The sequence below is a fragment of the Burkholderia sp. YHN3-13 genome, from assembly GCF_055810675.1.
The window spans coordinates 1-2290 of record NZ_JBVVNQ010000060.1 but is presented as its reverse complement, the minus strand read 5'-3'; the positions used below and the strand labels follow the sequence as shown (position 1 = coordinate 2290).

The following is a 2290-nucleotide window of genomic DNA, read 5'->3' as shown; positions in this document are numbered from 1 at the left end:
CCCCACTTTCGTCGAAGTAATTTTCCCCAGTTTTTTATACGACGGCGCCGCAGTAGCGGCGCCGTCCTGTCGATCGCTGACCATATTGCCCTTGAGATCCGTCGTGGGGGTGTCGGTGGTCGAGCTGGAGGAAGTGATGACGATTCTGGAATTGCATCGGCAAGGGCTGAGTATTTCGGCCATCGCTGCTCGACTGAGTATGGATCGCAAGACCGTTCGTAAATACATCAGGAATGGCGTTCAGGCGCCGCGTTACGGTCCGCGCGCGCCGCGACCGTGCGTGGTCGATCCGTTCGTCCACTACGTCACCGAACGTGTACGCGAGTTTCCCGACCTGAGCGTCGAACGTCTGCTGCGCGAGATCCGGGCCATGGGGTATACCGGCGGCCGCACGGCGCTGGGCGACCTGGTTCGGGAAGTCCGGCCGCCGCGCCAACGCGGCTTCGAGGTGCGCTTTGAGACGCCCGCCGGTCATCAGGCTCAAGTGGATTTCGCGCACTTCAATGTCGAGCTCGATGACGCGCCCGGCCAGCGGCGTTCGATCTGGCTGTTCTCGATCGTGCTTGGGCACAGCCGCTATCTCTGGGGACGTTTCGTCGAGCATCAGGACCTGCAGACCGTCCTGCGCTGCCACATGGAAGCGTTCGAGCACCTCGGCGGCGCTCCGCGCGAGATTCTGTACGACCGGATGAAGGCGGCCGTGCTGGGCGAAGTCGAGAAGCACATCGTCTACAACGCGAAGCTGGTCGCGTTTGCGCAGCACTACGGCTTCGCGCCGCGCGCCTGCAAGGCGTATCGCGCCAAGACCAAGGGCAAGGTCGAGCGGCCGTATCGCTATATCCGGCAGGACTTCTTCCTGGCGCGCCGCTTCCAGAACCTCGCCGACCTGAACCGCCAACTGCGCGAGTGGCTCGACACGGTTGCCAATGTCCGCGTGCACGGCACCACGCACCGCGTCGTCGCTCAGCACTTCAGTGAGGAGCGTCCTACGCTGCAGGCGTTGCCGGCCGGCACCTTCAACGGCGTGATCCGGCTTGAGCGGCGCGTGAGCCACGAAGGTCTCGTCTCGGTCGGTGGCAACTACTACAGCGTGCCCGATCGTACGCGCAAGCGCGTGCTCGACGTCCACAGTCTGGCTCACGAGATCCGTATCTACGAGGACGGTGAACTGCTGGCGGTGCATCCCGTGTTGGAAGGCCGGCGACGAACCTCGCTGTTGCCCGGTCATCGGCGTGCAAACCAGCGTAAGCAGCCGGCACGGCACCCCGTGCCATCGGTGACGGCGAGCGTGGCTCGCCGGCCCTTGTCGTTCTATGACCAGGTCGCAAGACGTCTCGCAGAAGCCGGGAGGACCGCATGAACAGCATGCCTGCCTCGACACTGGAGCGCATCCGGCGCTATCTCGTCGGCCTGCGCATGCCGCGCGCGCTCGAAACGCTGGATGCCACCCTGAACCGCTTCGAGCAAGGCGACAGTTCGATGCTCGAAGTGCTGGAAACGTTGCTGGGCGAGGAGTTCACGACACGCGAAACACGCCGCATCCGGATGGCGCTGCAGACCGCGCGGCTCGGCACGATCAAGACGCTGGCCGGCTACGACTTCAGCTTCCAGCCGAGCCTGGATCGCGATCGCATCATGACGCTTGCGCAACTCGAGTTCATCGAACGACGGCAGACCGTTCACTTCCTGGGGCCGCCCGGCACGGGCAAGTCGCACCTGTCCATTGCGCTGGGCGTGGAAGCCGTGCGCGCGGGCAAGAGCGTCTACTTCGGCTCGCTGGCCGAGATCGTGAACTCGATGGCCAAGGCCGAACGGGAAGGCAACCTGGCGCAGCGCGTGCGCTTCCTTGCCCGTAACAGCCTGCTCATCGTCGACGAGATCGGCTACCTGCCCATCGGCTCCAACGGCGGCAACCTGTTCTTCCAGCTCGTCAACGCCTGCTACGAGCGCTGCGCGATCATCCTGACGTCCAATCGCAGCTTCGGTGAATGGGGCGACGTGTTCGGCGACAGCGTGGTGGCCGCGGCGTTGCTCGACCGGCTGCTGCACCACGCGATCGTCGTGCAGATCGAAGGCACATCGTACCGCCTGCGAGAACACGCCGATCTGCTGCCGGACCATCTGCGCAACCGTCCGTCTTCCCTGAACCCCGTGCCCGCTGAACCGGCTCGCCGGCGCCCGGGCCGCCCCCGAAGGAACCCATTCGATCACGTCGCCGGCTGATCACCGTCCGAACAGGGTGGGGAATTTTACTTCGACACTTCTGGGGAAATTACGTCCGAGGTTGACA

The 2290-nt window shown here is 64.4% G+C and carries 2 protein-coding genes; both read left to right on the top strand.

Annotation, left to right across the window (positions count from 1 at the left end):
* Positions 1-103: 103 nt before the first annotated feature.
* Entirely contained in the window at positions 104-1360 is a 1257-nt protein-coding gene (istA, locus tag AC0KUR_RS37765) for an IS21 family transposase (RefSeq protein ID WP_338340935.1), read from the top strand.
* Positions 1357-2223 (top strand): IS21-like element ISBcen28 family helper ATPase IstB, encoded by an 867-nt coding sequence (gene istB / locus AC0KUR_RS37760; protein ID WP_012732871.1) that lies wholly within the window; start codon positions 1357-1359, stop codon positions 2221-2223. The genes istA and istB overlap by 4 nt, the downstream gene beginning before the upstream one ends.
* The last annotated feature ends 67 nt before the right edge of the window (positions 2224-2290 follow it).

Bases quoted from the DNA above. Each gene is read 5' to 3' on its own strand.
- istB (WP_012732871.1), top strand. From the start codon at position 1,357: ATGAACAGCATGCCTGCCTCGACACTGGAGCGCATCCGGCGCTATCTC.